The following is a 26,757-nucleotide window of genomic DNA, read 5'->3' as shown; positions in this document are numbered from 1 at the left end:
CGTCGGAGGCCGGCCCGTCGGGTGCCTGGCAACCAGGTCCGGCGACGCCGGCGACCGACTGGCGGAGTGCCCAGTCGGACTTTCCCGGTCAGCCAGGCGCTCAGCAGGGGGCGCCTGGCGGGCCGGGTCCTTACTACGCGCCTCCCGGGCCCGCGGTCGGCGCGCCGCGGAACCGGGGTCGCGGGAAGGTCGTCGCGGGGGTCGCCGCGCTCGTGCTCGCCGTCGGGGGTGTCGCGGGCGGTGTCGGCGGTTACCTCGGCTACCAGGCGGCCGACACGTCCGGGCCGGTCACCAACGCGCTGAACGCCCCGCTGCCCGCCCAGCAGACCGGCAACGCGCCGGAGGGCTCCACCGAGCAGGTGGCCCAGAAGGTGCTGCCCACGGTGGTCCAGGTGCAGGTCGGCGGCGGTGCCGGGTCCGGCATCGTGATCGGCTCGGACGGTCTCGTGCTGACCAACAACCACGTGGTCGAGTCGGCCGCGGGCGGTGGTCCGCTCAAGGTCCAGTTCCAGGACGGCAAGTCCGCCGACGCGAAGATCGTCGGCCGCGACCCGTCGTCCGACCTGGCCGTGGTCAAGGCGTCCGGGGTGTCCGGCCTGGCCACCGCCGAGATCGGCAACTCCGGCGACCTGCGGATCGGCCAGCAGGTGGTGGCCGTGGGCTCGCCGTTCGACCTGAACGGCACGGTGACCTCGGGCATCGTCAGCTCGCTCAACCGCCCGGTGCGGGCCGGCGGCGAGAACGGCAACCAGGCGACCGTGCTCAACGCCATCCAGACCGACGCGGCGATCAACCCCGGCAACTCCGGCGGACCGCTGGTGAACATGCGCGGCCAGGTCGTCGGCGTCAACTCCGCCATCTACAGCCCCAACCGCACCCAGTCGTCGCAGGGCGGCTCGGTGGGCATCGGCTTCGCCATCCCCATCGACCAGGCCCGGCGCACCGCCAAGGAGCTCAGCGAGACCGGCAAGGCGACCCAGACCGTGCTCGGCGTCCAGGTGCTGGACGGCGCGAACGGCGGCGCACAGGTCCGCGAGGTGACCGCGGGCGGCGCGGCCGAGCAGGCGGGCCTCAAGGCCGGTGACGTGATCACCAAGTTCGGCGACCGGACGATCGACAGCTCGGACGCCCTGGTGGCGGCGGTCCGGTCGCGCGCTCCGGGCGAGAAGGTGCAGCTCACCGTCGACGGCCGCACGGTCGACGTGACGCTGGGCAGCCAACCCGTCGAGGTGAAGTAGCCCTCCCACCCCCCCAGAGACCCCGGCTCGCGTGCCCCGAGCCGGTGCTGAGGCCGCATTCCGGTAGGCCGCCCCTCACCTGCCGGTGTGCGGCTTCACTTCGTCCACGACCGCTCGCACCGGCGTGCTCATCCGGCGCCGCCGGTGGGCCGGGTCTGGCTACCGTGTGGCTCGTGGACCGCGCTCGCGGTCGACCGCCTCCCCGCTGACGGACTGGTGAGCGATGAACGAGACCGGACGGGTGCTCGTCGTGGACGACGACGTGACGGTGCGCGACGTGGTGCGCCGGTACCTGGAGCTGGCCGGGCACCAGGTGGAGCTGGCCGGGGACGGTGAGCAGGCGTTGCGCCGGATCGCCGAGCAGGAGCCGGACCTGGTGGTGCTGGACCTGATGCTGCCCGGTGTCGACGGGCTGGAGGTGTGCCGCCGGCTGCGGGCGCGCAGCGCGGTGCCGGTGGTGATGCTGACCGCGCTGGGCGAGGAGGAGGACCGCATCGCGGGGCTCCGGCTCGGCGCGGACGACTACGTGACCAAGCCGTTCAGTCCGCGTGAGCTGGCGTTGCGGGTGACCTCCGTGCTGCGGCGCTCCCGGGTGCCCGCCGAGCGGACCGGGGCGGAACTGGTGGACGGCGACCTGAGGGTCGACGTCGGCGCGCGTGCGGTGTGGCTGGGCGGGCGCGAGCTGCCGTTGACGGCGCGCGAGTTCGACCTGCTGGTGTTCTTCCTGTCCCACCGGGGCAAGGCGTTCAGCCGGACCGAGCTGCTCTCACGGGTGTGGGGCTGGGAGTTCGGCGACCAGTCGACGGTGACCGTCCACGTGCGACGGTTGCGGGAGAAGGTGGAGGTCGACTCGGCCCGTCCGGTGCGGATCGCCACCGTGTGGGGCGTCGGCTACCGGTACGACGGCGGCTCGTGATGCTGGTCGAGATATCGCACATCTTCCCGTACGCGGTGCTGTTCTCGTTGCCGCTCGCGGTCGCGGGCGCGCTCGTGGTGCGACGGCTGGTCGGCGGGTCGTTGGCCACCGCGCTGACCGTGCTGGCGATCGTGCCGGTGCTGGCGACCATCGGCGGGGTGCTGGCGGTCAGCGGGTTCATGTTCAGCTCGATCCTGGTCACCACGCTGCTGGTGTGCCTGCTGGTGGCGGTGGTGACCGTGCCCACGGCGGTGTTCCTGGGGCGGTCCATCGCGCGGCGGAGCGTGTGGGAGCGGGAGGCGCGGGCGCGGGAACGCGCGGCCGAGGCGTCCCGGCGCGAGCTGGTCGCCTGGATCAGCCACGACCTGCGCACGCCGTTGGCCGGGATCCGGGCGATGGCGGAGGCGTTGGCGGACGGGGTGGTCGTGCGGCCCGCCGAGGTCGCCGACTACGCGGGGCGGATCTCGGGGGAGGCGGCCAAGCTGTCGGAGATGGTGGACGACCTGTTCGAGCTGTCCCGGATCACGGCCGGCGCGCTGCGGCTGACGTTGTCCGAGGTGCCGTTGGCGGACGTGGTCAGCGATGTGGTCGCGGCGGAGCGGGCGGTGGCGTCGCGCAAGGGCGTGGAGCTGCGGGCGGACGCGGCGACGTGGCCGGTGGTGCTCGGCTCGGACCCCGAGTTGGCGCGGGTGGTGCGCAACCTGCTGTCCAACGCGATCCGCCACACACCGCCGGACGGGACGGTGGCGGTGCGGGTGGACGTGGAGGGCTCGCACGCGCTGCTGCGGGTGGACGACGCCTGCGGCGGCATCCCCGAGGCCGAGCTGCCGAGGGTGTTCGAGGTCGCATTTCGCGGGACGCCGAGCCGGCGGCCGGTCGGCGGCGGGCTCGGGTTGGCCATCGCGCGCGGCCTGGTGGAGGCCCACCGGGGCACCATCGACGCGCGCAACCACGGACCGGGATGCCGCTTCGAGGTCCGGTTGCCGCTCAGCGCGCCGGGTCCGATGCGGACTGGTTGACCGATCCGGCGCAGAACCCGCATGTCACCGGCGTCAGGGGTGGTCGCCGAGGCCGGCAGCACGACGTCCCGGAACCGCGGTATCCGTTGATTGGCTACGGTGATCCGCATGGAACGAAGCGCTCAGCGCCTGGGACGCGCCCTTGTCGTGATCGTGGACGACCGGGTGGCGCACGGTGAGCACGACGACAGCACGGGACCGCTGGTCACCGAGCTGCTGGAGGAAGCCGGATTCATCGTCGACGGCACCGTCGCGGTGGAGGGTGAGGTCGTGGGCATCCGCGCCGCACTCAACACCGCGGTCATCGGTGGCGTGGACCTGGTGGTCACCGTCGGGGGTACCGGCGTGTCGCCACGCGACGTCACGCCGGACGCCACACAGGGCGTGCTGGACCGTCCGATCGCGGGTATCGCCGAGGCTCTTCGCGCCTCGGGACTGGCCGCCGGTGCGGTCGACGCGGGCATCTCGCGCGGCCTCGTCGGCGTGTCCGGCAGCACGCTGGTGGTGAACCTCGCCGGCTCACGGTCGGCGGTGCGAGACGGCATGGCCACGCTGTCGGCCCTCGTGCCGTACGTGATCGAACAGCTGTCCGGGCTCGACGAGGCATGAGCGAGCCCGTTGACGACGCCGCTGCCGCCTCGGCGGCTGCCTCTGCGGCCGCGGAAGAGGCGGCACGGCGTCGTCGGCTGGTCGAGGTGTTCGGTGACGTGCTGCCGGAGGCGGACGACGAGCCCACCGCCCAGAACCGCAACGACCAGTGGTACCTGGAGAACCGCCCACCACACCACGAATGAGCCCGCCCCCACCGCCAACACGATTGCCCTGCACACCTGCACGCCTGCACGTAGGAGTCCGGCACGACTGCCCACCTCGGCGTGCGTGAGCGGCCCCTGCCCGGCCGGTGATTGCCGCCTCGGCGTGGACGGCCGCCGCTACCTTGTGGGCGAGGACCGGTTTCGTCGTGGGTGGCGTGGCGTTCGCCTCTGTGGCGCTGGTGGTGCGGGCGGTGGACGTGCGGGTGGTCGAGGCGCCGGTGACCGCCGATCTGTCGCGCAGGTACCCGGTAGCCGTGGGAACCCGCGTGGCCACGATGCCAGCGCCCTCAGCGCGATGGGCAAGCGCCCATGTCGCGCCGCGCGCGTACCCGACCAGGTGCCGCCTGGTTGAGGGCAGGGCGGCACCCGGTTGTGCGCGAACGGCGTCGGGCGCGGTCAGGCGCTGAACCCGGTTGGTGGATCGGCCCTCCTGGTGTCGCTCTTCCGGGTCAGGGCCTGGTGCCGTTCTGCTGCTGGGCGGCGAGCAGGTCGCGGATCTCCTTGAGCAGTTCGACGTCCGTCGGCTCGGACGGGCCGGCTTCCTTGCCCTTCTCTCGGCGTTCCTTGATCTTGTTCATGGGCATCACGAAGATGAAGTAGACGACCGCCGCCACGATGACGAAGTTGATCGCCGCCGTGATGATCGCGCCGAAGTCCATGATGGTCTTGTCGCTCTTGCCGAGCTGGACCGCGAGGCCGTTGACGTTGTTGCCGCCGAACAGCGCCACGAGCGGGTTGATCAGGTTGTTCGTGAACGCGGTGACGACCGAGCCGAACGCCGCGCCGATGACCACGGCCACCGCGAGGTCGACCACGTTGCCGCGCATGAGGAAGTCTTTGAAGCCTTTGATCACAGTCGGCTCCTCCATTCGGGGGGACACAGGGGGCTAGCGGAGGGTAACGGCTTCGGTGTTCACCCGTGACGCAGTGGGTACGTGTGGCACGTCGAGCTTTCACGCCCCTTCTTCAGCGATCCGGGACCAGCGGTTCTGGACCAACAGCGGCGATGCGGTGGTCGTGTGGCGAGGTAGCGCAGCGCGGGAGGAAAGCGTCCTCAGCGACGTTCTGGGTAACGGTGGGGCAGCAGTAGATAGGCAGCAGTAGGCGGATAGCAGTGTGGTGGAGGCAGGTGCGGACGGGCGGAAGGTGGGATAGGCCCGCGCGGTTGTAAGGGCGCCCGACCCACCGCGCCTTCCGGCCCAGCCCTGCCAACTCCCGCCGCGCCAAGCCCCGCCGCGCCAAGCCCCGCCGCGCCAAGCCCCGCCGCGCCAAGCCCCGCCGCGCCAAGCCCCGCCGCCCCACGCCCGGCACCCGCCCGCTACGGAGTCGCTGCTCGGTGAGCTGAAGGGTGGCGGCTGTGAGGTCCGGAGTTGGTTGGGCTGGAGGACGACACGTCGTCACCACTTGGCCTGCCAGGACGACCAGCGCGCCGCGTTCAGGACAGTCAGGGCCGGGGCGGGCCAGGGCGGTGGGGTCGGGACGACCAGGGCAGCGTGGCCAGAACAGACAGCCAGGACAGCCAAGCCAGTCAGGGCGGTGAGGGGCCGGGACAGCCAGGACGGCGAGGCCCGGGCAGCCAGGATGACCAGGACGGTGATGCCTGGGCGGTCAGGGTGCGGCAGCCGGGGCGGTGAGGCCGGGGCGGCCAGGGCGGGGAGGTCAGGCAGCGTTCGGTGGGCACCGTCCTTTCCGTTAGCTCCGGTTCGGAACGCGATGTCGGCGGGCACCATCAGATGGCACCGTCGGGTGGGCACGATCGGATGGCACCGCCGGATGGCGCGTCGAGTGGGGCACCGCCGGATGGCGCGTCGAGTGGGACACCGCCGGATGGCGCGCCGAGTGGGCACCGCCGGATGGTGCCGCCGAGTGGGCACCGTCCCATACGGTCCGGTGGGCGAGGCGTCAGCGCAGGGTCAGCGCGACCGGTTGGGTCAGAGACTCCGAAGCGACCCGTGTCGCGGCCTCGCGGCTGACGGCCAGGACCGCCACCTCGTCGGCCTGTACCGCCACCACCGAGGCGTTGTCGGCCAGCACGCGCAGCTCGGCGCCCACCACGTCCACCCGGCTGCCTGTTCGCAGCAGCCGGGCCACCGCCGGGTCGGCCAGGCGCACGGCGACGGAGGCCGTGTCCGGGTCGGCGGGCAGCAGCCGCGCGTCGGTCAGGGGTTCGCCGGGTCTGGCGGCAGCGGCTAGGGCACGGCCGGTCGCCTCGTCACGGCTCAGCGCGCCGGTTGGGGATAACTCGGGTGGGACGTGGATGGTCCTGAGATCGTCAGGGGCCAGCGGGACGCCTGCGGGCAGGTCGTGCGCGGCCACCACGAGCTCCGCGCCGGACGGCGCCGGCCAGGCCGCTACCAGGGCTGCCAGCAGGGTCAATGCCAGGGCCAAGATCTTTCGCGTCAGGTTCATGGGGTCGACGTTAGGGATCTTCGGGGGCCTTGGAAAGCAGGAACCCCCGAGTTGTGGACAACTCGGGGGCCTGTGGACAACTTGGCTCAGGAGGCCGCTGCCGCCGGTGTCGAGGACGAGTCGCTCTTCTTCGGCGCGGACGTCGGAGAAGACGACGTCTCGGACTTGGACTCCGACTTCGACTCGGACTTCGACGAGGCCTCCGCCTTCGACGACGAGCCCGAGGACGACGACGTGCGGCTGTCGGTGCGGTAGAAACCGCTGCCCTTGAACACCACGCCGACAGCCCCGTAGAGCTTGCGCAGCTTGCCCTCGCACTCCGGGCACTCGGTCAACGCCGAGTCGGAGAAGGACTGCACCGCGTCGAACCGGTGGTCGCATTCGGTGCAGGCGTACTGGTAGGTCGGCACGGTTCGCCCCTCCGCGGGTCCTGGTTGGCACTCGGACATCACGAGTGCCAAGAACGATGATGCGCCGGCCGGCATACGTGGCGCAAACACCACAGGTCAACGTCACAGCGGTAGTCGGATCATCCCCGCCCGAGGCGTCAGCACCGCGTCCATCCGGACGTCGTGGGGCTCGGCGGGCAGTTCGGGGATGAACTCCTCGTCCCGCACCACGGCCACCAACGGGCAGCGCGCCAACGGCAGCGAACGGTCGTAGTGCCCCCCGCCCTGGCCCAGCCGCACACCCCGGTGATCCACCGCCAGCGCCGGGACCAGCACCAACGCCGCCTCCGCGATCGCCGAAGCACCCAGCGGCGCCCCCGACGGCTCACGGAGCCCGTGCGGCCCGGGACGCAGGGAACCGTCGTACAACGCCCAGTCCAACGGCGCGGCCCCGACCACGATCGGCAGCAACACCCGGTACCCCGCGGTCCGCAGTGCGTCGAGCATCGCCGCCGAACCCGGTTCACCCCCGATCGCCAGGTAAGCGCACACCGTCTGACCGGCAACGACGTCGAATGCAGCAACGGCCTTCAGCACCTCGGACGACAACGGCGCGGGTAGCGCGGTACGCCGGGCGGTCCGCAACCGTGTGCGCAGAGTCGTCTTCCGACTACGTTGATCGGACGTCATGGCAGGTCACCCTAAGCGCGGCGTTACGCTCGCTGTCCATGAGCGCCTTCCAGACAGCAATCGTGCCCGCGGCGGGATTGGGCACGCGCTTCCTCCCCACCACCAAAGCGGTGCCCAAGGAGTTGCTGCCGGTCGTCGACACCCCGGGCATCGAACTGGTCGCCGGCGAAGCCGCGCAGGCCGGCGCGACCCGGCTGGTGATCGTCACCTCGCCCGGAAAGGACGCGGTGGCCGAGTACTTCCGGCCGCAGCCCGAACTGGAGCGGACGCTCGAGGAGCGGGGCAAGACGGACCTGGTCGAGAAGGTCCGGCGGGCGTCCAACCTGCTGAAGGTCGAGACCGCGATCCAGGACAAGGCCCTCGGCCTGGGGCACGCGGTCGGCTGCGCCGAGGGCAACCTGACCGGCGACGACGACGCCGTGGCCGTGCTGCTGCCGGACGACCTGGTGCTGCCCGCGGGCGTGCTGACCCGGATGGCCGCGGTCCGCGAGCAGTTCGGCGGCAGCGTGCTGTGCGCGTTCGACATCCCCAAGGAGCAGATCTCCGCGTACGGCGTGTTCGACGTGCGCGAAACCGGTGAGGACGACGTCAAGCAGGTCGTCGGCATGGTCGAGAAGCCCAAGCCGGAGGACGCGCCGTCCACCTTCGCGGCGGCCGGCCGGTACCTCCTCGACCGGGCGATCTTCGACGCGCTCAAGCGGATCACGCCGGGCGCGGGCGGCGAGCTCCAGCTCACCGACGCCATCGCACTGCTGATCAACGAGGGTCACCCGGTCCACGTCGTCGTGCACCGGGGTGGGCGACACGACCTGGGCAATCCGGCGGGATTCCTCAAAGCTGCGGTTGACTTCGCCCTTGAGCACCCCGACTACGGGCCCGAGCTGCGGGAGTGGTTGCGGGAACGCCTCGGCAACTCCTGAACGAGGGTCAACACATGAGGTCAGTGGACGAGCAGCTCGCCAAGGTGATCGCCGCCGCCGTGCGGCCCGCCCCGGTGCGCGTGGCGATCTCCGAGTCGCAGGGCCTGCTCTGCGCCGAGGAGGTCGTCGCGGAACGCGCGTTGCCCGGTTTCGACCAGGCGGCGGTGGACGGCTACGCGGTGCGCAGCGTGGACGTGCAGGCCGCTGCCGAGGAGCCGGTGCAGCTGCCGGTGGTCGGCGAGATCCCCGCCGGATCCCGCCAGCCCAGACGGTTGCAGCCCGGCCAGGCGGTCCGGGTCGCGACCGGCGCGCCGCTGCCCACCCTGGCCGACGCCGTGGTGCCGGTCGGCTACACCGACGGTCACGCGGCGAAGGTGACCGTGCAACGGCCCGTGCCGTCCGCCGCGTACGTCCGCCGGACCGGTGAAGACGTGCAGACCGGTGACGTCGCGGTGCGCCGCGGCGCGACCATCGGCGCCGCCCAGGTGGGTTTGCTGGCCGCCGTCGGGCGCAACAAGGTGCTCGTCCACCCGAGGCCCCGGGTGTCGGTGATCTCGATCGGCGAGGAGCTGGTCGACGTCGACCGCACCCCCGGCCAGGGCCAGGTGTACGACGTCAACTCGTACGCGCTGGCCGCCGCCGCGCGGGACGCGGGCGCCGAGGTCAGCCGGGTCGGCATCCAGTCCGCCGACCCGCGCCGGATGCGCGAGGTGGTGGAAGGGCGGCTGCTGCTGTCCGAGATCGTGGTCATCGCGGGCGGGGTCGGCGGGGTGATCGGCGACGAGGTGCGCGCCGCGCTGGCCGACCTGGGCGACGTGGACCCCACCAGGGTCGCCATGCACCCCGGCTCGGTGCAGGGCTTCGGCCGGCTCGGGCCGGACGCGGTGCCGACGTTCCTGCTGCCCGCGAACCCGATGAGCGCGCTGGTCGTCTTCGAGGTGCTGGTCCGCCCGCTGATCCGGGCCGCGCTGGGCAAGCGCAACCCGTACCGGCGGGCGGTGAGCGCGCGGCTGCTGTCGCCGCTGACCTCCACCAAGGGGCGGCGCGGGTACCTGCGCGGCCAGCTGCTCCGGGACGCGGACAACGGGGAGTACCTGGTGCAGCCGCTGGGTATCTCCGGTTCGCACCTGCTGGCTTCGCTGGCCGAGGCGAACTGCCTGATCATGGTCGAAGAGGACGTCACCGACGTCGCGGTGGGTGAAGAAGTGATGGTCAGCTTCCTCGCCCAGAAGAGTTAGATGTGCCGAGAGTCATGTGCCGAGAGTCGGACCCGGCGAGACGATCACCGCGGAGCTGAGCGAGGACGGGCACTGAACGACAGAGGGGACGGATGAGCTCGGGTCTGGCGTGGGAGGGCGGTAGACATCCCGGCTGGCCCGTGCGGCTCGGTCCGCTGCGGGTGGACGCCGGCGTCGTCGCGCTGCGCCCGCCCAAGCTGTTCGACGCCTCCACCTGGTCCCGCATCCGGCTGCGCGACCGGGCGTACCTGGAGAACTGGGAACCCACCGCGATCGACGGCTGGCACGAGCGCAACGCGCCCCTGTCGTGGCCGGCGCAGTGGTCGTCGCTGCGCTCGCTGGCCCGGCGCGGCCAGGCGCTGCCGTTCGTGATCACCGTGGACGGCGACCTGGCGGGGCAGATCACCGTGGGCAACATCGTGCGGGGCTCCCTGCGGTCCGCCTGGGTGGGTTACTGGGTCGCCGCCGACCGGGCCGGGGGCGGCGTCGCCACCGCGGCCCTCGCGCTGGTCGTGGACCACTGCTTCGGCGAGGCCGGGCTGCACCGGCTGGAGGCCACCGCGCGGCCGGAGAACGCGGCCAGCCTGCGGGTGCTGACCAAGGCCGGCTTCCGCGAGGAGGGGCTGTTCCTGCGCTACCTGGACGTGGCCGGTGACTGGCGCGACCACATGTGCTTCGCGATGACCTCCGAGGAAGCCTCGCCGGAGGGGCTGGTACGCCGATTGGTCGCGCAGGGGTACGCCCGAACCGCCTGATCTCAGGGCCGAGCGGCTTATTCAGATCACCCGAAAGTGGGTGATACACCACACTTTGGTACGTACGCCGGTCGGCGTGGCTCCGACACAGGTGTGACTGTTGTGACTAGCGTGGCGTACGCAGTTCGCGTGCCACGGGGTAGGGGGAGGTGACGGGGATGCCGAGTTCGCTGATCGTCGTGGGACTGGTGGTGGCCTGGTTGGTCGTCCTCGTCCCGATGGTCGCGCGCAAGCGCGCCGACGCGCGGAGCAGCATGGAGGAGGAGTACGACGCCATGCCTGATGCCGAGTTCGACGAGTACGAGGACTTCGCCGACCCGGTCGAGGACTTCGAGGAGGAGATCGCCCACCGGCCCTACCGGCCCGGTCGCGGCGGCTACGACCCGGAGACCGCGGCCATCGTCGCCCAGGCGAAGTACGCGTTCCGTCGTCGCGTCGTCGGCACGCTGCTGCTCACCGCGCTGGTCACCGGCGTGGTCGCGGGCGTGCTGTACCCGCTCGTGTGGTGGGGCCACGCGGCCGTCGACCTCGCCCTGGTCGGCTACCTCGGGTACCTGCGCCGCCAGGTGCGCATCGAAGAGGACGTCCGCGCCCGCAGGGTGGCCCGGCTCGCCCAGGTCCGCCGCCGGCCGGTGCGCCCCGTCGAGGACGAACGCGCCACCGAGGACGAGGGGCACGAGGAGGAGCAACCCGGCCTGGCGCCGCAGCCGCGCTTCCAGCACCACGTCCGCCCCGGCACCGTCGTGGTCGACGCGGACGACGAGGACCCGGTGTTCGTCGAGTTGGACGGCCCGGACGCCCTGCCCTACCGCAGGGCCGTCGGCGAGTAGAGGGGGGTGGCAAAGCCACCCCCCGACTACTGATATGCTTCCTCCGCACCACAGGAGAACGACAACTGAACACGGGGCTGTAGCGCAGTTGGTAGCGCGACTCGTTCGCATCGAGTAGGTCAGGGGTTCGATTCCCCTCAGCTCCACCATTGCGGCTCTACTTGAACCCTTGTCCGCAAGGACAAGCGCAAGTAGCTCCGCATCGGTAGCCCGCTCAAAGGCGGCTTCCTCCACCGGGAGGGAGCCGCCTTCGGCGTTTCCGGGCCGTTCGACCCGCTGCCTCGCATCCCGGTCTAGACCAGTCCTGCGATGCCCAGCGCCACGCTGTCGCTCTCCACGACGCCCTCCGCGTCGGGACAACGTCGAAGTGCAGCTTCTCGAGCACACCTTGATCACCCCACGCTTCACCGCGCCGCCCCCCCGCGACGGTAAACGCCCTGTGGATCAGCGAGCAGCCGGAGCGCTGCAACGAAGATCTCCGCCCGACGTCTAGGTTGCTCGATGTGTCGGCGAGTTGCCCGTCGATCCCGCGACGCTCGCTGGCGATCTCCCCTAGGTTCGCCTTGCTGTTCGCCTTCGGCCAGTCGGTGTCACCCAGCAAGTCGAGCAAGCGGTCTTCCTGGCTTCCAACTTGTCAAGCCTGTCTAGCAGCCGCTTCGTGCCCGTCCACGGGGCGACCGCTCTACCCGCTTCCCTCGCACACCTAACTGCCTGCGCAGTCATCCTGGAGCACTTCGACCGGACCGTCCGATCACTGCTGGATCACCCGCGGGACGCCGTCGGCATCGCCAAGGAGCTGATCGAACCCACGGCGAAGGTTGTCCTGGTCGAGCTGGGCGAGCCGGTCGACGAACGCAACGAGGACTTGCCTAGTCTCATCAGTCGCGCGCAGCGGGCCCTCCACCTCTACCCGGCAAGCGCGCCAGGGCCCAAATGGTTTGGACGCCGTCAAGAAGATCCTCGGTGGTCTGACGTCAGCGGCTGTTGGTGTTACAGGGCTCCGCGAACGCGGGTGTTGCACCGGTCAGACTTCAGCTGCGCCACGCCTATCTGGCGGTCGGGGCAGCGCGGGCCTGGTGTCAGCTCATCCTCGACACACTGGCTGGTCCTGAAGCACCGTGGCAGCGGACCACGAGTAGCCGACACGCCGTGTTCAGCGCCCTTCGGCTTCAGCTCCCCGCGCATTCACAATTCACGGCTGCGGGCCCCGCCTCAGTTGACACTCGGTGGGTTGCGTACGCCAAGCGCCACACGCAGACGCTATGCCGCCCTTGTGGATCTTCATGTTCACCTCAGCTTCATCATAGCGGTCGTTCAAATGTGAACTTCTGTCGTATACCTCTACGGTGGGATATCGCGAAGTCGTGCTGTGGTACTCTTGTGCTGCGTCTTTAGGAGGTGATGCCAGATGAAGTTTAACCTGACATCCTTCCGCTCCCTGGGAGCTGTATAGCAGCATGGCCGGACGCATGGCGAGGTGGTTGGTTGGATCAGTGTGGCATTGCTGATCCATGTTTCGATCCCAGGGCACTCCTGCGGAGTAAAATAACAGGAGCAGGGTACGCCAACCAGCCCTGAGAGGCCGATTGAAAGGCCCGCCCTCGGCGGGCCTTTCGCATAAGGCCAACTTAGTCGCAAGCTACAATGGTTCCGTGGTCACGCTCGAGGCTTCGCACAGTCTGTACTATGTGTCGAGTGCAGATGAAGTTGTGTCTGCGGAAAGCGCAGACCTGCTCGCCCCGTTGTGTTTTGCGGGGGTGCAACCCCCGCAGCCCGCCCGGCGGGCTTTGCCCCCGGACCCCCGGCCGTACCCGGTTGCGTCGGGTGGTCGGGGCAGGAACCGCTGAAAGGGGCAGCGGCGGGAACCGGCGGTTTTCGCGGTGGTGCTCTGCGACCGGGTTTCACTGCGTCGGGGTTCGACGGGCTCGTTCTCGTCAGGTCCACAGAACGGCGGTTTGCCGGCGGAGCGCGGCTAGTGCCGAATCGGGGCTGTGCCTGCCGAGCAGTACCTGGACGGTCAACCCGTCGGCGAGGGTGATGAGGGCGTCGGCTTCGCTCGTGGCGTCGACCTCGGGGTTGATCCGCCCGTCCTGTTGGCCCGCCCGGAGCAGGGTGACGAGCAGTTCGGCCAGTCCGGCGTAGTGACCGCGTTGGACGGCGGCGAGGGTCGGGTCGACGACCGCCTGCGCGGTGAAGGCCATCCAGACGCGGGCGTCGGACAGGTCCTCGTCGTCCACCGCCAGCATGGCGACCAGCGTCTGCTCCAGCACGGTCGCGACCGACCCCGGTTCCGGGGACTCGGCGATCCGCGCCCGAGCGCGCTCAGTGCCCCGCTGGTTCACGTGCTCCTGCGCGAAGACCAGCATCTCCTCCTTGGTGCGGAAACACCGCTGCACGGCCCCCATGGACACCCCGCCTGCGCCGCGACCTCGCGCAGGGTCGCACTTTCCAGCCCGCCGGGGTTCGGGTCCGCGGTCACGGATGCGCTGTGGCAGACCACTCTCGGGGTCTCGGCCCTGCTCCGGGCGGTGGGTGCGCCCGCGTGGTCGGATTTCGTGGTCGGCGCGCTCGGTGTCGCGCTGCTCGTTCACGCGCTGGTCCGGCGCGGGACAGTGGCGAGGGCCGCACGTGGTTGAGCTGTCCCGTCGCAGGTTCCCGGGCACTGGCCTGGTCGGGATCGGGCACCGCCGACCCTGATCAACGGATCGGCCCCCAGCCGGACGGAACAGGGTTCTCCGCGTGCGTTGTTTGCCCGTGGAGTTCGGCAAGGCGAATTTCCGCACGGTGTCCGGGTGCGCCGGTCGGATTTTTCGTGGGTGCCACTGGAATCCCGAGCGGTTGCCAGGCATTCTGTCATGCCTGAAGGTGAAGATCGGGCTTCTTGGGGGACGGGATGAGTGCCGCCGATTCTCTTGATCTTGCGAGTGGGAGTGCTGCCCGGACGGGGTGGAATTCTGGCGTTGTCGGGTGGAATTCGATCACCGGCGGGATCGGGTGATGAACACCTTCGAGGCGCGGGTGCACCCCGAGGAATTCGACGACCTGCTGGGCCGGGGGCGGCCGGTCCGGTACGGGGCCGGCGACTACCTGATGCGACAGGGCGAGCAGAGCGACTGCGTGATGGTGCTGCGGCACGGTCACGTGAAGATCCTCAGCCAGGACGCGTCCGGGGGTGAGCGGCTCCTCGCGATCCGGCGCAAGGGGGAGCTGCTCGGCGAGTTCGCGTTCTTCCGGGAGGGTGCGCGGACGGCGTCGGTGAAGGCGCACGACGACGTGACGGTGGTGAAGGTGCCGGGGACGCGGTTCCTGGACTACCTCGCGGCGAACCCGGCCATCCAGCAGGACCTGCTGCGGCTGGCGATCGCGAAGCTGTGCGCGCTGGAGAGCAAGCGGGCCGAGGTGGGTCCGGGGACGGCGGTGCCGCGGCTGCTGCGGGTGCTGGTGGACGCGGCCGACGCGTTCGCGGACGACCCGACCTCCGGTAGGCTGCTGGTGCCGTTGACGCAACAGCAGTTGGGCGAGATGGCCGGAATGGCCGTCCTGACAGCCCATCGAGCCGTCAAGACGCTGCGCGAGCGGGGCATTCTCGGCGTCGGCGCGGGAAAGCGCAAGGTGTTGATCCCTTGCCTGGCCTGCCTCCGGCGAGCCGCGTTGTCAACGCAAATCTACGGAAATTCGGACAGAGATATCAACGGATGTGGTGGCGTCGGTCGGTGCCCTGAAAGGTGATCGGCACCGTTGTCGAACCCCGACCCAGCGAGGCACCGTGAGCGTTCCCCTTGCCACCGACTGCACCGTCGTGCGCCTGGACGTGGTGAACTCCAGTTCCGGCGGCCGGCGCAGGCAGGCGCACCTCGACCAGGCGCTGACCGACGCCCTGGACATCGCCCTCGACACCCTCGGCCACCACGCCCTGTACGCGCCCGTGCAGCGGTTCCAGCGGGATGACGGCGACAGCGTCACCCTGGCCTTCGGGTCCGGCATCCCCAAGGCCTGGGTGACGTCGGACATCGTGCTGCGCGAGTTCGACCTGGCGTTGGCCGAGGTCAACAAACCCTTCAACGACAAGTACCGGCTGCGGCTGCGGGTCGCCATGGACGACGGCGCGACCGTCATCGACCCGCCGCACATCAGCGGTGGGCCGGTGACCACGACGGCGCGGCTGATCGACGCCGAGCCGTTCCGGCAGGCCGTCGCGGACGCCCCGGAGGACTTCGGGGTGATCGTGTCCGACCGCTTCCACGCCGAGGTGGTGCTCAGCGGGGAGCGGGGGCTCGACCGCGTCCCGTTCCGACCGGTCGACGTGGTCGTGAAGGACTTCCACCAGACCGGCTGGGTCTACCTGCCCAAGCGCGACCTCGGATGAGGCCCGGTGGTGGGTGGGGCGCGCACCGCCTGCCCGCCACCGCCGTTGTCACCACTCTGTCCGCTTCTTGGCCGCTGTTCTCCCTATTATTTCGGGTTCGGGCCGCGTTTTGTGGTCGTACAGCGGATGAGTGGAAATACTGTCGGCGGTGGGGGCATTGTGTCGATCGGTTGAGCGATTGTGCGTCGGCGGGTGGGACCGTGGGCGGGGGTGGGGTCATTGGGTGAGGTGTTCGCCGCTCGGGTGCGCACCGCTGATCTGCGCGCGCTGCTGGAGTGCGGCCGGCCGGTCCGCTATGACGCCGGAGATCACCTGATGCGGCAGGGGGATCCGGGCGACTGCGTACTGGTGCTGAGTTCCGGGCACGTGAAAGTGGTGGCCCGGGACGGCGCCGGGCACGACCGGTTGCTGGGGATCCGGGGGCGCGGCGAATTGCTCGGCGAGATGTCCTGCGTGGACGGGGAGCCGCGGTCGGCTTCGGTGGTCGCGCACGACCCGGTGATGGCCACCAAGATCGCCAAGGCCAAGTTCGTCGGCATCATCGGCGAACGGCCCGAGCTCGCCCGCGAGGTGGTCCGGCAGGTCTCCGGGCGGTTGCGGGCCGCCGAGCGCAAGCAGTCGGAGCTGACCTCGGACACCGTGGAGACGCGGGTGTCGCGGGTGCTGGCGGAACTGGCCGAGGTGTTCGCCGAGGACTCTGCCGGGCGCGGGGTGTCCGTGCCGCTGGGGCAGGAGGAACTGGCCCAGCTCGCGGCCGCCGCGCACGTGTCGGCGCAGCGCGCGTTGCGGGGGCTGCGGGCCCGCCGGCTGGTGGTCACCGGGTACGGGAAGGTGGAGATCCCGTGCCTGCCCTGCTTCGTCGCACTGTCCGGTCTGAATCGGGCGAAAGACATCACCGGATGTGGTGGCGTGGGTGCCTGCCCTCAAGGGTGATCGCATCGCCAACACCCCTCCGACCACCTCAGAGAGGCAACGTGAGTTCACTCGCACTCGCCCGCACGGTGCTGCGGTTGGATGTCGTCGGCTCCAGCGCTGGAGGACGCGGCAGGCAGGTGCACCTGGACCGGGCGCTGGAGTCCGTGCTGGACCTGGCGTTCGCGGCGGTCCGGGATCCCCGGTACCCGATCGGCAGCGGCTCGTACCGGCGGGCGGACGGGGACAGCGCGACCCTGGTGATCGACGCCTGCATCGCCAAGGCGTGGATCGTGGCGGACTTCGTGCTGCGCGAGATCCCGATCGCGCTGGACGAGGTGAACCGCGCCGCGAACGCCGAGCACCGGCTGCGGCTGCGGATCGCGATCGACCACGGCGAGACGGTGATGAACCTGCCGCACGTGGGTGGCGACCCGGTGGTGGCGACCGCGCGGCTGGTGGACGCGCCCCGGTTCCGGCAGGCGTTGGCCGACGCGCCGGAACGCGACCTCGGGCTCATCGTCTCGGACCGCTTCCACACGGACGTGGTGCAGCGCGGTGAACGAGGCCTGGACCGCGTCGGGTTCCGCCCCATCCACGTGCCGGCCCGGGACTTCCGCCGGCTGGGGTGGCTGTGGGTGCCTCCCGGAGAGGAACAGGTGCTCCGGCGTGTCCGGGGGGTCAAGCCGGAGACGGCGTCCGTGAAGATCGCGGACGCCGTTCGTGTTTTCCGGGCCGGTGTGCCGGACGTGGTGCTCGGGCTGGTGCGCTCCGACGACCGGGACTGAGCCGTTCAGGGGTTGTTCGTATCAGGGTGGCGGTTGCGGTCTCTTCTCCTGCAGCGGGGACGGGGAGGCCGATGACTACCACGGTGAGTTTTGTCGCCCACCAGGACGACGACCTGTTGTTCATGAGCCCGGACATCCTGTCCGACGTGCAGGCCGGGTACGACGTCTGGGTCGTGTACCTCACTGCCGGGGACCTCCCTTGCGGGGAGGGGTTTCCGGCTTGCGGGATGGACTACGCCGACATGCGGGTCCGGGGCGAGCGGGCCGCTTACGCGAGGGCCGCCCGGGTCGCCAATCAGTGGACGTTCGAGTCATTGGTGTTCGACGGTCACCACGTCGCCACCAACACGCTGGACGGCACGAACGTGCGGCTCGTCTTCACCTTCATCCACGCGGCCGGTGGCAGTGACCAGACCGGGGACCTGGCGCGGATGGTGTTCGACGATTCCTTCGTGGCCCACCCGATCGACGGGCGCGCGCCGTACACGCGGGAGTCGTTCGTGGGGATGCTGCGGGACGTGCTGGCCGTGTCGCAGCCCGACTACATCCGCACGCTGAGCACCGTCGGCCACCGGGAGGTGGACCGCGACCACGTCGACCACGTGGCCGGCGCGATCCTGTCCTCGCAGGCGGATCTGGACCACGAGGGGCGGACCTGGATCCGGCGCGACGAGTACGACGGCTACGTGATCCGGGGGCGGCCGGAGAACTGGGACGGGTACTGGCGGGACGAGAAGTTCGCGGTGTGGAACGCCTACCGGCCGCACGACCCCAACCTGGACCCGACGAGCTGGAACAACGTCATGGGGCGGCAGTACCGGGAACGCGTCTTCGAAGCCGGTGATCCCTGGACGCCGCCGAACGACTTCTCGGTGTAGCCGCACCGCTAGGATCGGCCCGGTGCACTTTGTGGCCGATCTCCACATCCATTCCAAGTACTCGCGGGCTTGCAGCCGGGACTGCGACCTCGAACACCTGACCTGGTGGGCGCGCCGCAAGGGGATCTCGCTGGTCGGCACCGGCGACTTCACCCACCCCGCGTGGCACGACCACCTGCGGGAGAACCTGGTTCCCGCCGAGCCCGGGCTGTTCCGGCTGCGCGCGGACCTGGACCGGGACATCGACCGCACGCTGCCGCCGTCGCTGGCCGCCGCACCGGTGCGGTTCATGCTGTCGGTGGAGATCTCCACGATCTACAAGCGCGGCGACCGCACCCGCAAGGTGCACCACCTGGTGTACATGCCGGACCTGGACTCGGCGGCGGAGTTCAACCGCCGGCTGGCCAGGATCGGCAACATCGGGTCGGACGGGCGGCCGATCCTCGGCCTGGACTCCCGCGACCTGCTGGAGATCACCCTGGAGTGCGGCGGCTACCTGGTGCCCGCGCACGTCTGGACGCCGTGGTTCGCCGTGCTGGGCTCGAAGTCCGGCTTCGACGCGATCGCGGACTGCTACGTCGACCTCGCCGACCACGTCTTCGCGGTGGAGACGGGACTGTCCAGCGATCCGGAGATGAACTGGCGGGTCTCCGGGCTCGACCGGTACCGGCTGGTCAGCAACTCCGACGCGCACTCGCCGCCGATGCTGGGGCGGGAGGCCACCGTGTTCGACACCGAGTTGGACTACCACTCGGTGAAGCGGGCGCTGGAGACCGGTGACGGGCACGCCGGGTCGATCGAGTTCTTCCCCGAGGAGGGCAAGTACCACGTCGACGGGCACCGCAAGTGCGGCGTGCGGATGGAACCCCGGGAAACGCTGGCGCACCGGGGGATCTGCCCGGAGTGCGGCAAGCCGCTGACGGTCGGCGTGCTCAGCCGGGTGGAGGAGCTGGCCGACCGGCCGGAGGGCTCGCGGCCCGAGGGCGCCGCCGGCTTCCGGAACCTGGTGCCGCTGCCGGAGATCATGAGCGAGATCGTCGGCACCGGACCGAAGAGCAAGAAGGTGCTGGCGGAGGTCGACAAGCTGACCGCCGCGCTGGGGCCGGAGCTGGGGATCCTCCAGGACGTCCCGGTGGACGACATCGCGGCGCACTCGACGCTGCTGGGCGAGGCCATCGGGCGGTTGCGGCGCGGCGAGGTGGTGCGGGACGCCGGGTACGACGGCGAGTACGGGGTGATCCGGCTGTTCCAGCCGGGGGAGCTGAGCAGGCGCAGCGCGTCCCTGTCGCTGTTCGAGTTCGCTCCCGCCGAGCCGGCCCCGACCCCGGCGCGGGCTCCGGCCGCGTCCGCCGAGCCGCCGGCGGAGTCCCTTGTGGACTTACCGGGCGCCGTCGAAGGACCGAAGTCCTTGCTCGACGGGCTCGATCCCGAACAACGCGCCGCCGCGTCGTCCGACGACGGGCCGCTGCTCATCATCGCCGGTCCGGGCACCGGCAAGACGCGGACGTTGACGCACCGCATCGCGCACCTGGTGACCGAACGCGGTGTTCCGCCGGAGGAGTGCCTGGCCATCACGTTCACCCGTCGTGCGGCCGGGGAGATGGCCGAACGGCTGGCCGCGCTGGCTCCCGGGCACGCCGACCGGCTGACCGTGGCGACGTTCCACTCGCTGGGCGTGCGGATCCTGCGCGAGCACCACGAGGCGGTCGGGCTGACGAGGTCGTTCGGCATCGCGGACCCAGACCGGCAGCTGGAGGTGGCGGTATCCGTCGCGGGAGCGGAGAAGGAGGCCCGGCGGCTGGTCGCCGAGGGCGACGAGCAGTACAAGAAGGCGTTGCGGGCACAGGACCTGGTCGACTTCGACGACCTGATCGCGCTGCCGTTGTCGTTGCTGGAGCGCGATCCCGCGCTGGTCGCCGCCTACCGCGAGCGGTACCGCCGGATCTCCGTGGACGAGTACCAGGACGTGGACGAGCAGCAGTACCGGCTGCTGCGGCTGCTCGCGCCGGCCGACGGCAACCTGACCGCGATCGGTGACCCGGACCAGGCGATCTACCGGTTCCGCGGTGCGGACGTGGGGTTCTTCCTGCGGTTCCGGGAGGACTTCCCGGGCGCGCGGGTGGTCCAGCTGACCCGCAACTACCGGTCCAGCCCGCAGGTCGTCGCGGGCGCGTTGCAGGTCATCTCGCCGTCGACGCTGGTGCCCGGACGCGAGCTGCGGGCCATGGGCGAGCACGGCGACGCGCTGATCGGTGTGCACCACGCGGCGTCGGAGCAGGCCGAGGCGGCGTTCGTGGCGCGGACCGTGGAACAGGTCCTCGGCGGCGCGTCGTTCCACGCGTTCGACAGCGGCCGGGTGTCCGCGTCCGAGGGCACGCAGGGGCTGGGTTTCTCCGATTTCGCGGTGCTGTACCGGACGGACCGGCAGTCGCGGGCGCTGGTGGACGCGTTGACGCAGTCCGGCCTGCCGTTCCAGAAGCGCTCGCACGACCGGCTGGTGGACCGGCCCGGCGTGTCCCGGATCGTGCGCGAGCTCGGCTTCGCGTCGGGGGACTCGGTGGCGGCACGGGTGCGCGCGGTGGCGGGCGCGGACCACACCGCGTACGAGCTGCTCAAGCCCTTGGCCGTGGAGTGCGGCTCGGACTTCGAGCGGTTCCACACGACGCTGGCGCTGGGCGTGGAGGTGGACACCTGGGATCCGCGCGCGGACCGGATCTCGCTGCTGACCCTGCACGCGTCCAAGGGCCTGGAGTTCCCGGTCGTGTTCATCGTCGGGTGCGAGGACGGGCTGCTGCCGCTGCGGTGGCCCGGAGCCGCCGAGGACGACGACGTGGCCGAGGAGCGGCGGCTGATGTTCGTCGGGATGACCCGCGCCCAACGGCACCTGTTCCTCAGCCACACGGCGGGGCGACCGCGCTCGCCGTTCCTCGAAACGTTGCAAGAGTTCACCCGGATCGGGAACGCTCAGCCGAAGCGGAAGAAGCGCGGCACCCAGCTCAGCCTGCTCTGATGCCGCCCGTCAAGATCACAAGTGGACTGGACCATAAGCCGGCGATATGACTCTACTGGCATATCCGCCATCTCCCTCAGCCGGCTAGCGTCGTCCGCACGGCCCCGCATCCCGTGTCACCACCCCTGCAAGGAGACAACGGATGACTCGACGCATTGCCGCCGCTGTCGCCGTGGCGGTCCTGAGCGCTGCCGGTGTGGCAGCGACTCTGGCCACCACAGCGACCGCCGGTCCACCACCAACGCAAGAAGAGAGCGGTGTCATCGCCGCGATGGCACGTGACTTCAAGATCACGCCCGGTCAGGCGCGAGCACGCCTCGTCCGGGAAGCCAAGGCGACGCAGACCGAGAGCACCCTGAAGTCCCGGCTCGGCGCCGGCTACGCGGGTGCCTGGCTGAACGACGACGCCACCGAACTGGTGGTCGCGGTCACCGACCAGGCGCAGATCCAGGCGGTCAAGGACGCCGGCGCGACGCCCAAGGTGGTCAAGCGCAGCCAGATCCAGCTCGACGCCCTGAAGGCGAAGCTGGACGCCAACCCGAACGCGCCCAAGGACGTGCCCGCCTGGTTCGTCGACGTGAAGACCAACGACCTGGTCGTGCTGGCCCGCAACGTCGACAGCGCCAAGGCGTTCGCCAAGGCCAGCGGGGTCGACGAGGCCGACGTCCGGTTCGAGCAGTCGACCGAGCAGCCGCGGGCGCTGATCGACGTGATCGGCGGCAACGCGTACTACATGGGCAGCGGCGGTCGCTGCTCGGTGGGCTTCTCGGTCAACGGCGGCTTCGTGACCGCCGGCCACTGCGGCCGGGTCGGCACCACGACCACGCAGCCGAGCGGCACCTTCGCCGGGTCCACCTTCCCCGGCCGCGACTACGGGTGGGTCCGGGTCAGCGCGGGCAACACCATGCGCGGCCTGGTCAACCGCTACCCCGGCACGGTGCCGGTGAAGGGTTCCAACGAGGCGGCGGTCGGCGCCTCGATCTGCCGGTCCGGCTCCACGACCGGCTGGCGTTGCGGCACCATCCAGCAGAAGAACACCTCCGTGACCTACCCCGAAGGCACCATCTCCGGAGTTACCCGCACGAACGCCTGCGCCGAACCCGGCGACTCGGGCGGCTCGTGGCTCTCCGGTGACCAGGCCCAGGGCGTCACCTCCGGCGGTTCCGGGAACTGTTCATCCGGCGGCACCACGTACTTCCAGCCGGTGAACCCGATCCTCCAGGCCTACAGCCTCCAGTTGGTCATCGACGGCGGCGGCACTACAACCAGTCCCACCTCGCCGACGACGACGACCAGCAACCCTGGTGGCACGACCTGGCAGCCAGGCGTCGCGTACGCGGCCGGCTCCAACGTCACGTACGACGGCGCCGGGTACAGGTGCTTGCAGGGGCACACGTCCCAACCAGGCTGGGATCCGCCTGCCGTGCCCGCTCTGTGGGAGCGCGTGGGCTAGCGGCAAGCTTCACGCGCGGGGGAGGGGTCCGATTCGCGTCGGGCCCCCCTTCTCCGTCGCGTCTACCGGGGATGACGGGGCGTTTGCGGAGGCGCCCCGCCCCCACTTACCTCCCTGGCCGGCTCCACCGCGGTCAGGTGCCCGCGGGTCTCGACCGCCTCCGGGCGGGGCACCCGAGACCCGCCGGCGGGTTTCCCGGATCGGCCGGTACCCGGCTTCCGCGGCCTTCCGGCCAGCCGAGTCCGACCGGTCCGGTGCACCTCTCCCGCGACCCGGCCGATTCCGGCCGGGTCGACCGCGTGCGGACGGTGGACCGGCCGCGATCCGGTGTCTACCGGTGCGAGCCGCCCGTCGCGTCCAGCCACGCGCCGGTCACCCACCGGGCGTCGTCGGAGGCCACGAAGGACACCACGTCGGCGATGTCGGACGGTTCGCCGACGCGGCCCAGCACGGACCAGCCCGCCACGGCGGACCGGGCGGCCGGGTCGTCGCGCAGCCAGGCGGCGTTGATGTCGGTGTCCACCACGCCGGGGGCGACGGTGTTCACGGTGATGCCGCGCGGTCCCAGTGCGGCGGCCAGGCTGAGGGTGAAGGTGTCCAGGGCGCCCTTGGTCATGGCGTAGGCGATGCCTTCCGGGAACGGGATGCGCGTCACGCCGGACGAGATGTTGACGATGCGCCCGCCGTCGCGGAGCAGTGGCAGGGCCTTCTGCACCACGAAGAACGGTGCCCGCACGTTGACCGCGAACACCTCGTCGAACTCCTCCGCGGTCACCTCGGGGATCGGCTTCGACAGGCCGATGCCCGCGTTGTTCACCACGATGTCCAGTTCGGTCAGCGGCTCGAACAGCGCGTCGATCTCGTCCGGCAGCGTCGCCCGCACCGCGAACGCGCCGCCGCCCGCGAGCGACACGACCTCCTCGGCGGCCTCCGCGTCCCGCGCGTAGTGCACGACGACCCGCACCCCGTCCCTCGCCAAGCGCAGCGCGATCGCCCGCCCGATGCCTCTGCTCGCGCCCGTCACCAGTGCCGTCTTCACGTCTACCTCTTCTGTAGTGGACGTTACAGAATTGACTGTAGCGGTCGTTATAAAATGGTGGCGTGGCGGGGCGCAGACGTGGGTTCGACGCGGAGGCAGTGCTGGACCAGGCGATGTGCGCGTTCTGGCGGGCGGGCTTCGACGCGACCTCGGTCGCCGACCTGACCAAGCTCACCGGCGTCAACCCGCCCAGCCTCTACGCGGCGTTCGGGGACAAGAAGGCGCTGTTCGCCGAGGTCGTGGAGCGGTACCAGCGGACCTACGGCGCGTTCACCACCCGCGCCATCGAGGAGGAGCCGACCGCCCGCGCCGCCGTCGAACGGATCCTGCGCGAAGCCGCCGCCGAGTACACCGACCCCGGACACCCGCGCGGCTGCCTCGTGCTCAGCGCGCCGGAACTCGGTGAGCTGCGTGCCGCCGCCATCGACGTGGTGGAGGCCAAGATCCGCCGCGACATCGCGGCCGGGGTGCTCGCGCGGGACGTGGACGCGCACGGGCTCGCGGTGTTCGTCGCCGTGACCGTGCGCGGGATGTCCTGCCTCGCCCGCGACGGTGCGACCCGGGAAGAACTCGCTCACGTTGCACGTGCGGCCATGTCGGCATGGCCCGCACCCGTACCCTGAGAGTCGACGAGAAGGGGTGGTGGAGGGCGTGGAGCTGGCCGAGTCCCTGTTGGCGTGGCTGCACGGCTGGACCGGCGTCCCCCTCTGCCCCGGCGACTGGGCGTGGACCACGACGGCGCTGGGCGCGTCCATCGGCGTGCTGCCGACGGTCGCCGCGCTGCTGTCGATCATCGTCCGCCGGGTGGTCGGCAACTCGTACGGCCCGGTCACCGGGGCGATCTTCGCGGTGCTGGGCGTGACCGGCACGCTGGTGCTGCCCTGGGTCCTGTTCTCCGGCTCGTTCAACGCCCTGCGCACCAGCTCGCTGGACGGCGCGCAGTCGCTGGCCGAGTCGCCGTGCCGGGTGTTCACCCAGGGCCAGTACCTGGTGGGTGCGCCCTCGATCATCACGGCGTTCAACGACGGGCCCGGCACGGTGTACTTCTACGTGGGCCTGTCGACCGCCGTGCTCGCGCTGCTGAGCCTGCTGTTCGTGATGCTGCAAGCGGGTTCGGCGTTCCGGCTCGGTCCGAACTGGCCGCGCCGGGTGTTCTGGCCGCCGTTCGTGGTCCTGCTGGTAGCCACCTCGGCACTGCCCGTGACGCTGGTCGGCCACCTGCTGCTCGGATTCTTCCCGGTTGCGCTGATCGGCTCACTGGTGGTGCGGGTTTTCGGGTTGACTACCGCCATGCTGAACCGCCCCGGCCGGGACCGCGGCACGCCGGCCTCCTCGTCGCCGCCCGCCGCGTCGTCGCGCCACAACCCGCCGCCCTACCAGGGTCCGCCGAAGCCGCCGCCGTACCAGCCGGCCCAGGTCCCGCCGTACCGGCCGGTGCCGCCGTACAACCCGAACCTGCCGCAGACGCCGGTGCAGAAGCCGGTCCAGACGCCGGTGCAGCCCCGGCAGTACCCGCCGACGCGGATCGCCGAGGTGTCGCCGGCCGACCAGCAGCCGCCCCGGCCGACACGGGTGGAGCAGCAGCCGGCCAAGCTCGCGGACACCCCCGGACCGCTGCCGTTCGGCCCCGGTGCCGGCGCCGGGGCCGCGACGCCGGCGCCGAACCCGTCCGACTCCGGCCAGGTGTGGAACCCTGCGGGCGGTCGGTTCCGGCGCGTCCGGCAGCTGGGGCGCGGCGGGTTCGGCACCGTGTGGCTGGCCGTGGACACCCAGCTCGACCGCACGGTCGCGGTGAAGCTCGCGCACGCCCCGGACAACGACACCGAGCAGCGGATGCTGCGCGAGGCGCGGGCGCTGGCGGCGGTGCGGCACCCGAACTGCGTGCGGGTGTTCGACATCGTGCAGGACCCGGACGGGCTCGCCATCGTGATGGAGTACATCGACGGGCAGCCGCTGTCCGACGTGGTGCTGAAGAACGGGCTGCTCCAGGACAAGCTGGCCGCCCGGCTGTGGGTGAACATGGCCGACGCGCTGGCCGCCGCGCACGAGCGGGGCGTGCTGCACCGGGACGTGAAGCCGTCCAACGTGATCGTCGACGGCAGCGGCACGGCGCACCTGATCGACTTCGGCATCGCCCGGTCCAAGGGCGACAGCACGCTCACCGCCACCGGGATGATGGTCGGCACCCCCGACTTCCTCGCCCCGGAGACCGCGCGCGGCGAGGCGGCCAGCCCGGCGTCGGACGCCTGGCAGCTGGCCGCCACGGTGAGCTACGCGCTGACCGGCCACCCGCCGCGCGGGTCGCGGGAGAACCCGATCTCGTCGCTGATGGCCGCCGCGCAGGGTGAGCCGTGCGTGAAGCTGCCCCAGCACAGCGCCCACCACCGGCTGCTGACCACGGCGCTGGACGGGGATCCGAAGCGCCGCCCCTCGCTGGCGTCGATCCGGGCGGAACTGGGGTCGTGGCTGTCCCAGGCGGGCGTGAGCAAGGAAGGCCCGGTGACCCGGCTGATCGACCGGCCGGAGCCGCCGACCCGTCCCGTGCGCTGAACGGTCACGTGCGAAGAACGGTGCCGTGCGCTGAACGGTGCCGTGCGCTGAACGGTGCCGTGCGCTGAACGGTGCCGTGCGCTGAACCAGGCGGGCAGCACGCGAGCACGAGGGCGATCCTGGTAGGCGGCACAGGGCTGGTCCGTTCACTTGATCGGGTGGGATTCGGTCCGACGCCAGCCACCCGACCGCCCTGTTTCGGCCGTCGCCGAACCTAATTCGGCAGCGACTGCGGACATCGACCTGGCTGCGCTGAACCGCCCCGTGGAGGCCTTCGTGGCCTGCCGCGTGCGGCCGTTGAGCCATGCGGTGATCGACAACTTCAAGGGGGCGCTGACCGGCTTGCCGGAGGTCCTGGCGACCTACGTGCGCGGGCGACGACTTCCTCATCCACGTCGCGGTCCAAGACCTGGAACACCTCTACGAGTTCCTCATCCACCGCCTGAGTGAACGTCGCGAAGTCCTGAGCTTCCGCAGTCCGGTCATCTTCGAAAGCACCCGGAAGCCGGTCCTCACCGAACTGCCGGGCTGATCGGCGCCCG

Annotated in this window: 25 protein-coding genes and 1 tRNA gene; 20 read left to right on the top strand and 6 right to left on the bottom strand. The window is 70.8% G+C overall.

Translation table 11 applies throughout. The annotated features are described in order from the left end of the window. The first annotated feature begins 212 nt into the window (after window positions 1–212). The 5 genes from FHS29_RS36800 to FHS29_RS14650 all read left to right on the top strand — a co-directional run bounded on the left by FHS29_RS36800 (window position 213) and on the right by FHS29_RS14650 (window position 3,967). The gene (locus FHS29_RS36800; RefSeq protein WP_376774431.1) at window positions 213–1,238 is read left to right on the top strand and encodes a S1C family serine protease; all 1,026 of its coding nucleotides are present in this window, start codon (window positions 213–215) and stop codon (window positions 1,236–1,238) included. A gap of 223 nt (window positions 1,239–1,461) precedes the next feature. After that, window positions 1,462–2,154 carry a response regulator transcription factor gene (locus tag FHS29_RS14665; protein ID WP_184691179.1) on the top strand — a complete coding sequence of 231 codons (693 nt, stop codon included), beginning with the start codon at window positions 1,462–1,464 and terminating at the stop codon, window positions 2,152–2,154. After that, window positions 2,154–3,173: a sensor histidine kinase gene (locus tag FHS29_RS14660; protein WP_184691178.1), complete on the top strand. Its 1,020-nt coding sequence runs from the start codon at window positions 2,154–2,156 to the stop codon at window positions 3,171–3,173. The genes FHS29_RS14665 and FHS29_RS14660 overlap by 1 nt, the downstream gene beginning before the upstream one ends. A 108-nt stretch (window positions 3,174–3,281) precedes the next feature. Next, on the top strand, window positions 3,282–3,782 hold the full coding sequence (locus FHS29_RS14655) for a MogA/MoaB family molybdenum cofactor biosynthesis protein (protein ID WP_015098113.1): 501 nt from the start codon (window positions 3,282–3,284) through the stop codon (window positions 3,780–3,782). After that, entirely contained in the window at window positions 3,779–3,967 is a 189-nt protein-coding gene (locus tag FHS29_RS14650; protein WP_184691177.1) for a hypothetical protein, read from the top strand. Before FHS29_RS14655 ends, FHS29_RS14650 begins: the two co-directional genes overlap by 4 nt. A 470-nt stretch (window positions 3,968–4,437) precedes the next feature. Here FHS29_RS14650 and mscL read toward each other — a convergent pair whose 3' ends face one another. The 4 genes from mscL to FHS29_RS14630 all read right to left on the bottom strand — a co-directional run bounded on the left by mscL (window position 4,438) and on the right by FHS29_RS14630 (window position 7,476). Beyond that, on the bottom strand, window positions 4,438–4,842 hold the full coding sequence (mscL, locus tag FHS29_RS14645; protein WP_184691176.1) for a large-conductance mechanosensitive channel protein MscL: 405 nt from the start codon (window positions 4,840–4,842) through the stop codon (window positions 4,438–4,440). A gap of 1,048 nt (window positions 4,843–5,890) precedes the next feature. Continuing rightward, the gene (locus FHS29_RS14640; protein ID WP_184691175.1) at window positions 5,891–6,397 is read right to left on the bottom strand and encodes an SAF domain-containing protein; all 507 of its coding nucleotides are present in this window, start codon (window positions 6,395–6,397) and stop codon (window positions 5,891–5,893) included. 86 nt (window positions 6,398–6,483) lie between these two features. After that, window positions 6,484–6,807 carry an FmdB family zinc ribbon protein gene (locus FHS29_RS14635; protein WP_184691174.1) on the bottom strand — a complete coding sequence of 108 codons (324 nt, stop codon included), beginning with the start codon at window positions 6,805–6,807 and terminating at the stop codon, window positions 6,484–6,486. A 102-nt stretch (window positions 6,808–6,909) separates the two neighbouring features. After that, window positions 6,910–7,476, bottom strand: coding sequence for a 5-formyltetrahydrofolate cyclo-ligase (locus FHS29_RS14630; RefSeq protein ID WP_184691173.1), 567 nt, complete (start codon window positions 7,474–7,476; stop codon window positions 6,910–6,912). Window positions 7,477–7,514: 38 nt separating this feature from the next. On the opposite strand from FHS29_RS14630, the gene FHS29_RS14625 reads away from it, so the two are divergent. From FHS29_RS14625 to FHS29_RS14605, 5 genes are all read left to right on the top strand, one after another. Further along, window positions 7,515–8,396: a UTP--glucose-1-phosphate uridylyltransferase gene (locus FHS29_RS14625; RefSeq protein WP_184691172.1), complete on the top strand. Its 882-nt coding sequence runs from the start codon at window positions 7,515–7,517 to the stop codon at window positions 8,394–8,396. A 14-nt stretch (window positions 8,397–8,410) separates the two neighbouring features. Continuing rightward, window positions 8,411–9,634 (top strand): molybdotransferase-like divisome protein Glp, encoded by a 1,224-nt coding sequence (gene glp, locus FHS29_RS14620; protein WP_184691171.1) that lies wholly within the window; start codon window positions 8,411–8,413, stop codon window positions 9,632–9,634. Window positions 9,635–9,726: 92 nt separating this feature from the next. After that, window positions 9,727–10,389, top strand: a complete 663-nt coding sequence (locus FHS29_RS14615; protein WP_184691170.1) for a GNAT family N-acetyltransferase — start codon at window positions 9,727–9,729, stop codon at window positions 10,387–10,389. 158 nt (window positions 10,390–10,547) lie between these two features. Next, complete coding sequence (sepX, locus tag FHS29_RS14610) at window positions 10,548–11,219, top strand: divisome protein SepX/GlpR (RefSeq protein ID WP_184691169.1); 672 nt, start codon at window positions 10,548–10,550, stop codon at window positions 11,217–11,219. Between the two features lie 73 nt (window positions 11,220–11,292). Beyond that, a tRNA-Ala gene (locus FHS29_RS14605) sits at window positions 11,293–11,368 on the top strand. A gap of 1,785 nt (window positions 11,369–13,153) precedes the next feature. Here FHS29_RS14605 and FHS29_RS14600 read toward each other — a convergent pair. Further along, entirely contained in the window at window positions 13,154–13,624 is a 471-nt protein-coding gene (locus tag FHS29_RS14600; RefSeq protein WP_184691168.1) for a TetR family transcriptional regulator C-terminal domain-containing protein, read from the bottom strand. 592 nt (window positions 13,625–14,216) lie between these two features. On the opposite strand from FHS29_RS14600, the gene FHS29_RS14595 reads away from it, so the two are divergent. From FHS29_RS14595 to FHS29_RS14565, 7 genes are all read left to right on the top strand, one after another. Further along, complete coding sequence (locus tag FHS29_RS14595; protein ID WP_184691167.1) at window positions 14,217–14,948, top strand: Crp/Fnr family transcriptional regulator; 732 nt, start codon at window positions 14,217–14,219, stop codon at window positions 14,946–14,948. Between the two features lie 37 nt (window positions 14,949–14,985). Next, window positions 14,986–15,585, top strand: coding sequence for a hypothetical protein (locus tag FHS29_RS14590; RefSeq protein WP_184691166.1), 600 nt, complete (start codon window positions 14,986–14,988; stop codon window positions 15,583–15,585). A 228-nt stretch (window positions 15,586–15,813) separates the two neighbouring features. Beyond that, on the top strand, window positions 15,814–16,518 hold the full coding sequence (locus FHS29_RS14585) for a Crp/Fnr family transcriptional regulator (protein WP_312864945.1): 705 nt from the start codon (window positions 15,814–15,816) through the stop codon (window positions 16,516–16,518). Window positions 16,519–16,559: 41 nt separating this feature from the next. After that, entirely contained in the window at window positions 16,560–17,285 is a 726-nt protein-coding gene (locus FHS29_RS14580) for a hypothetical protein (RefSeq protein ID WP_184691164.1), read from the top strand. Window positions 17,286–17,356: 71 nt separating this feature from the next. Beyond that, window positions 17,357–18,163, top strand: coding sequence for a PIG-L family deacetylase (locus tag FHS29_RS14575; protein WP_184691163.1), 807 nt, complete (start codon window positions 17,357–17,359; stop codon window positions 18,161–18,163). Between the two features lie 22 nt (window positions 18,164–18,185). Then, window positions 18,186–21,173 (top strand): UvrD-helicase domain-containing protein, encoded by a 2,988-nt coding sequence (locus FHS29_RS14570; protein WP_184691162.1) that lies wholly within the window; start codon window positions 18,186–18,188, stop codon window positions 21,171–21,173. A gap of 142 nt (window positions 21,174–21,315) precedes the next feature. Continuing rightward, window positions 21,316–22,626, top strand: a complete 1,311-nt coding sequence (locus FHS29_RS14565; protein WP_184691161.1) for a carbohydrate-binding protein — start codon at window positions 21,316–21,318, stop codon at window positions 22,624–22,626. A 331-nt stretch (window positions 22,627–22,957) separates the two neighbouring features. Here FHS29_RS14565 and FHS29_RS14560 read toward each other — a convergent pair whose 3' ends face one another. Beyond that, window positions 22,958–23,665, bottom strand: a complete 708-nt coding sequence (locus tag FHS29_RS14560) for an SDR family oxidoreductase (RefSeq protein WP_312864916.1) — start codon at window positions 23,663–23,665, stop codon at window positions 22,958–22,960. Between the two features lie 62 nt (window positions 23,666–23,727). Between FHS29_RS14560 and FHS29_RS14555 the strand changes: the two genes are divergently transcribed. The 3 genes from FHS29_RS14555 (at window position 23,728) to FHS29_RS38660 (ending at window position 26,747) form a co-directional block, all read left to right on the top strand. Further along, a complete protein-coding gene (locus tag FHS29_RS14555) occupies window positions 23,728–24,288 on the top strand; it encodes a TetR/AcrR family transcriptional regulator (protein ID WP_312864915.1) in 561 nt (186 codons plus the stop codon). Window positions 24,289–24,304: 16 nt separating this feature from the next. Then, entirely contained in the window at window positions 24,305–26,215 is a 1,911-nt protein-coding gene (locus tag FHS29_RS14550; protein ID WP_184691160.1) for a serine/threonine-protein kinase, read from the top strand. A gap of 388 nt (window positions 26,216–26,603) precedes the next feature. Further along, window positions 26,604–26,747, top strand: a complete 144-nt coding sequence (locus tag FHS29_RS38660) for a hypothetical protein (RefSeq protein WP_512700866.1) — start codon at window positions 26,604–26,606, stop codon at window positions 26,745–26,747. Window positions 26,748–26,757: the final 10 nt, after the last annotated feature.

This window comes from Saccharothrix tamanrassetensis (assembly GCF_014203665.1).
Classification (GTDB): Bacteria; Actinomycetota; Actinomycetes; order Mycobacteriales; family Pseudonocardiaceae; genus Actinosynnema; species Actinosynnema tamanrassetense.
This window is presented reverse-complemented; position numbering and strand designations above follow the sequence as displayed.

What these genes read in the sequence shown, in the direction of transcription:
- FHS29_RS14565 (WP_184691161.1), top strand. Translation starts at nt 21,316, where the DNA reads ATGACTCGACGCATTGCCGCCGCTGTCGCCGTGGCGGTCCTGAGCGCT.
- FHS29_RS14600 (WP_184691168.1), bottom strand. Translation starts at nt 13,624, where the DNA reads ATGGGGGCCGTGCAGCGGTGTTTCCGCACCAAGGAGGAGATGCTGGTC.
- FHS29_RS14655 (WP_015098113.1), top strand. Translation starts at nt 3,282, where the DNA reads ATGGAACGAAGCGCTCAGCGCCTGGGACGCGCCCTTGTCGTGATCGTG.
- FHS29_RS14650 (WP_184691177.1), top strand. Translation starts at nt 3,779, where the DNA reads ATGAGCGAGCCCGTTGACGACGCCGCTGCCGCCTCGGCGGCTGCCTCT.
- glp (WP_184691171.1), top strand. Translation starts at nt 8,411, where the DNA reads ATGAGGTCAGTGGACGAGCAGCTCGCCAAGGTGATCGCCGCCGCCGTG.
- FHS29_RS14665 (WP_184691179.1), top strand. Translation starts at nt 1,462, where the DNA reads ATGAACGAGACCGGACGGGTGCTCGTCGTGGACGACGACGTGACGGTG.
- FHS29_RS14640 (WP_184691175.1), bottom strand. Translation starts at nt 6,397, where the DNA reads ATGAACCTGACGCGAAAGATCTTGGCCCTGGCATTGACCCTGCTGGCA.
- FHS29_RS14630 (WP_184691173.1), bottom strand. Translation starts at nt 7,476, where the DNA reads ATGACGTCCGATCAACGTAGTCGGAAGACGACTCTGCGCACACGGTTG.
- FHS29_RS14595 (WP_184691167.1), top strand. Translation starts at nt 14,217, where the DNA reads ATGAACACCTTCGAGGCGCGGGTGCACCCCGAGGAATTCGACGACCTG.
- FHS29_RS14660 (WP_184691178.1), top strand. Translation starts at nt 2,154, where the DNA reads ATGCTGGTCGAGATATCGCACATCTTCCCGTACGCGGTGCTGTTCTCG.
- sepX (WP_184691169.1), top strand. Translation starts at nt 10,548, where the DNA reads ATGCCGAGTTCGCTGATCGTCGTGGGACTGGTGGTGGCCTGGTTGGTC.
- FHS29_RS14615 (WP_184691170.1), top strand. Translation starts at nt 9,727, where the DNA reads ATGAGCTCGGGTCTGGCGTGGGAGGGCGGTAGACATCCCGGCTGGCCC.
- FHS29_RS14625 (WP_184691172.1), top strand. Translation starts at nt 7,515, where the DNA reads ATGAGCGCCTTCCAGACAGCAATCGTGCCCGCGGCGGGATTGGGCACG.
- FHS29_RS14575 (WP_184691163.1), top strand. Translation starts at nt 17,357, where the DNA reads ATGACTACCACGGTGAGTTTTGTCGCCCACCAGGACGACGACCTGTTG.